Origin of the sequence: Streptomyces tardus, from assembly GCF_018101125.2 — a bacterium.
In the GTDB taxonomy this organism is placed as follows: Bacteria; Actinomycetota; Actinomycetes; order Streptomycetales; family Streptomycetaceae; genus Streptomyces; species Streptomyces tardus.
In genome coordinates this window covers 1,558,999-1,562,884 of the sequence record NZ_JAELVF020000001.1, presented here as the reverse complement: position 1 = coordinate 1,562,884, position 3,886 = coordinate 1,558,999, and the positions used below count along the sequence as shown (strand labels likewise).

The following is a 3,886-nucleotide window of genomic DNA, read 5'->3' as shown; positions in this document are numbered from 1 at the left end:
CCGACATCGGGCGGTGCGTTACGCGGGGCGCACGCGGAAGCCGGTGCTCCCGTCGGGCGGGGTCAGCGAGCCGAGGCCGCGACCCGTGGGACGTCCTCCGCCGCGCACACCTCCTCGAAGGGCACGGCGTACCCCTCGTACTCGGCGCGGGCCGTCTCCAGGAGTCGCCGCCAGGAGGTGACCGTCGGACGTCGGCGCAGCAGGGCGCGTCGTTCCCGCTCGGTCATACCTCCCCACACGCCGAACTCCACGCGGTTGTCGAGGGCGTCGGCCAGGCACTCGGTCCGCACCGGACATCCGGTGCACACCGCCTTCGCCCTGTTCTGTGCCGCACCCTGCACGAATAGTTCGTCCGGATCTGTCGTACGGCAGGCTGCCTGCGTACTCCAGTCGGTAACCCAGCTGCTCATTTGCTGGTGCCGTCCTCTCCCGATTTGAGGCTCCCCCACGGCGACTAACGGCATATGCACCGTCGCCAGTTGAGGACGTTACGGAAAGCGAGCAACTGACAACACCCCCGACCGGCCCAATCTTGAATGGCCCGATCGGACTATGGGTGCGCGGCGGATCACCCACCGGAGTGAGGGTGGCGCGTGTCCAACTTCAGGTCCGGATGGGACAGTTGGGGTGTGAATCCCCGGTCGGCGCGCGTGGGTGACGGGCGTGCGGTCGCTGAAGAGCGACAATTCGGTACAGCTCTCATCACTCACTGGAGTGACGCGAAGAGATGTACGAGGCGACCCCCGGACGTGTACGCCAGAGTAGGCGAGCTGACGCACCTCTGTCCGGCGATTGAGAACGTAGGCTTGCGAACATGGCTAACAAGCGCTCCGGCGGCGGACTGTCGCCGACCCAGCAGGCGGCGAAGTTCCTGGGCGTCAGCGTGCTGGCCGGCGCGGTGGCCGCGGGCATCGCGCTCCCTGCGGTCGGTGCGATCGGCCTCGCGGCAAAGGGCACCGCGGACGGATTCGGCGACATCCCCGCCGTGATGAAGCAGCCGGCGCTCAGCCAGAAGACCCGAATCCTGGACGCCGAGGGCGGGTTGATCGCCGACGTCTACTCCCGCAACCGCACGGTCGTCCCGCTCGAGGACATGTCCCCGTGGATGCGGAAGTCGATCATCGCCATCGAGGACGCCCGCTTCTACCAGCACGGCGCCGTCGACCTCAAGGGCGTGCTGCGCGCGCTCAACCGCAACGCCCAGTCCGGCGAGGTGTCCGAGGGCGCGTCCACGCTCACCCAGCAGTACGTGAAGAACGTCTTCGTCGAGGAGGCCGGCGACAACCAGGAGAAGGTCGCCCAGGCCACCAAGCAGACGATCGGGCGCAAGATCAAGGAGCTGAAGTACTCCATCGAGTTGGAGCAGGAGCTCTCCAAGAACCAGATCCTGGAGAACTACCTCAACATCACCTTCTTCGGTCAGCAGACCTACGGCGTCGAGGCGGCTTCCCAGCGCTACTTCTCCAAGCCGGCCAAGGACCTCGAAGTCCAGGAGGCCGCGCTCCTCGCCGGGATCGTGCAGTCGCCCAGCCGCTACGACCCGATCAACGACGAGGGGGAGGGCCTCAAGCGCCGCAACGTCGTGCTGGGGCGGTTGGCGGCCAACGGGGACATCAGCCGCGCGCAGCTCGCCAAGCTCAGGGAGACCCCGCTCGGTCTGAAGGTCAGCACCCCGCGCAACGGCTGCATCACCGCCGAGTTGAACGCGGGCTTCTTCTGCGACTACGTCCGCCAGCAGTTCCTCACCAACGAGGCGTTCGGCAAGACGGACAAGGAGCGCGCCGCCCGCTGGCGCGAGGGCGGGCTGACGATCAGAACGACGCTCTCGCCCAAGGCGCAGAAAGCCGCCGGCGAGGCCGCCACCGGCAAGGTCAACAAGGAGGACGAGGTCGCCGCCTCCGTCGTCTCGGTCGAGCCGGGCACCGGGCGCATCCAGTCCATGGCCCAGTCCCGCCCGTACGGCACGGACCCGAACCAGCACGAGACCGTGCTGAACCTCGCGGTCGACAACACCATGGGCGGTACGACGCTCGGGTTCCAGGTCGGCTCCACCTTCAAGCCGATCATCGCCGCGGCGGCGCTGGAGAAGGGCGTCGACCCGGCGGACACCTACAGCAGCCCGTGGAAGACCGAGTTCGACAACGCCGACTTCCGCAACTGCGACAACTCCCGCTACGGCACCGGGAAGTACAGCGTCCAGAACGAGCGCAAGGACATGACCGGCACCTGGGACATGACCAGCGCGCTCGGCAAGTCCGTCAACACCTACTCCATCGACCTGCTCCGCAAGACCGGCATGTGCGAGACGGCGAAGATGGCGACCGGGATGGGCGTGCGCTCGGGCACCGGCAAGCAGCTGGAGCCCAAGCCGTCCATGGGCCTCGGCGGTCTGGAGAGCACCCCGCTCCACATGGCCAACGCCTACGCCACCTTCGCCAACCGCGGTACGTACTGCACGCCGGTGGCCATCGAGGGCGTCACCGACGCCAAGGGCAACCAGCTGCGTCCGCCCAAGACGCAGTGCAGCAGGGCGATGTCGGAGAAGACCGCCGACTCGGTCAACCAGATGCTCAAGGGCGTCGTCGAGGACGGCACCGGCGCCACCGTCGGCCTCTCCGGCCGGGACAACGCGGGCAAGACCGGTACCACCGAGCGCCGCCGCGACGCCTGGTTCGTCGGCTACACCCCGAACCTGTCCACCGCGGTGTGGGTCGGTTCCGACGGGGCGCAGCGCGTCGAGATGTTCAACCTGACGATCGGCGGCCAGTTCTACGACAAGGTCAGCGGCAGCGGACTGCCGGGCCCGATCTGGCGCGCGGCGATGACCGGCGCCCTGGACGGCGCGGAGAAGCCCAAGTTCGAGTCGATAAAGGTCCCGCGCGGCGACAAGGACAAGGACGACGACGGCGACGACGAGGGCGACGGTGACGACGAGGGCGACCGGCGGGACCGCGACGACAATCGTCCGCCCGACCGTCCGCGCCCGCCCGGCGACAACGGTGGCTGGATCGGCGGCGGTGACGGCGGCGGAAACGGCGGTGGCGGCTGGATCGGCGGCGGCGACGGCGGCGGCCCCGGCTGGCCCGCACCCCGCTGACCGCCCGCGCCTGCCGGCGGGTCGCTGACCGGCCGCTCCCGCCGACCGGGCCGACCGGCCGAGGGGCAGGAGCGTGAAGGCAAACAGAAGGAGGGGCGTCCGCTCACCATCCGGTGGGCGGACGCCCCTCCTCTTCTTCCCGCAAGCGGTTCTCCGCCCCGCCGAGCGCCCCTGCCGGAGCGCGCCCGGCCTTCCGTACGGCCCCGGAGGAGTCCGTACGCCCCGGAGGAGTCCGTACGGCCCCGGCGGGCGCGGCGGCGGAACTCCCGTGCGGTGCGCGGCAGTCGGTCAGCCCGCGAGTGCCCGCTTCACCGCGGCGGCAACGCGACCGCCCTCGGCCCGCCCGGCGACCTTGGGGTTGACGATCTTCATGACCGCGCCCATGGCCTTGGGCCCCTCGGCGCCGGACTCCGCCACCGCGTCCGCGACCAGGACGTTCAGCTCCTCGTCGGTCAGCTGCTGCGGCAGGTAGGCGGCGAGCACCTCGTGCTCGGCCAGCTCGCGCGTCGACTGCTCCTCGCGACCGCCGTCCGCGAAGGCCTTCGCTGCCTCGCGACGCTTCTTCGCCTCTCCGGCGATCACCTTCTGCACCTCGTCGTCGGTGAGTTCACGGGCCTCGGTGCCCGCCACCTCCTGCTTGGTGATCGCGGTGAGCGTCATCCGCAGCGTGGCGGAACGGAGCTCGTCGCGCGCCTTGATCGCTGTGGTCAGGTCGTCCTGGAGTGTGGACTTGAGCGTGGTCATGGCGGTCAGTCTGCCAGCAGCCGCCCGAGCGGCGTACCGATATAC

3 protein-coding genes are annotated in these 3,886 nt (G+C 69.5%); 1 reads left to right on the top strand and 2 read right to left on the bottom strand.

What is annotated here, in order from left to right; translation table 11 throughout:
- Positions 1 to 62: 62 nt before the first annotated feature.
- Entirely contained in the window at positions 63 to 410 is a 348-nt protein-coding gene (locus JGS22_RS06735) for a WhiB family transcriptional regulator (RefSeq protein WP_211041528.1), read from the bottom strand.
- A gap of 404 nt (positions 411 to 814) precedes the next feature.
- Between JGS22_RS06735 and JGS22_RS06730 the strand changes: the two genes are divergently transcribed.
- A complete protein-coding gene (locus JGS22_RS06730) occupies positions 815 to 3,097 on the top strand; it encodes a transglycosylase domain-containing protein (RefSeq protein WP_211041527.1) in 2,283 nt (760 codons plus the stop codon).
- A 288-nt stretch (positions 3,098 to 3,385) separates the two neighbouring features.
- Here JGS22_RS06730 and JGS22_RS06725 read toward each other — a convergent pair whose 3' ends face one another.
- On the bottom strand, positions 3,386 to 3,841 hold the full coding sequence (locus tag JGS22_RS06725) for a GatB/YqeY domain-containing protein (protein ID WP_211041526.1): 456 nt from the start codon (positions 3,839 to 3,841) through the stop codon (positions 3,386 to 3,388).
- Positions 3,842 to 3,886: the final 45 nt, after the last annotated feature.

Bases quoted from the DNA above. Each gene is read 5' to 3' on its own strand.
- JGS22_RS06725 (WP_211041526.1), bottom strand. From the start codon at position 3,841: ATGACCACGCTCAAGTCCACACTCCAGGACGACCTGACCACAGCGATC.
- JGS22_RS06735 (WP_211041528.1), bottom strand. From the start codon at position 410: ATGAGCAGCTGGGTTACCGACTGGAGTACGCAGGCAGCCTGCCGTACG.
- JGS22_RS06730 (WP_211041527.1), top strand. From the start codon at position 815: ATGGCTAACAAGCGCTCCGGCGGCGGACTGTCGCCGACCCAGCAGGCG.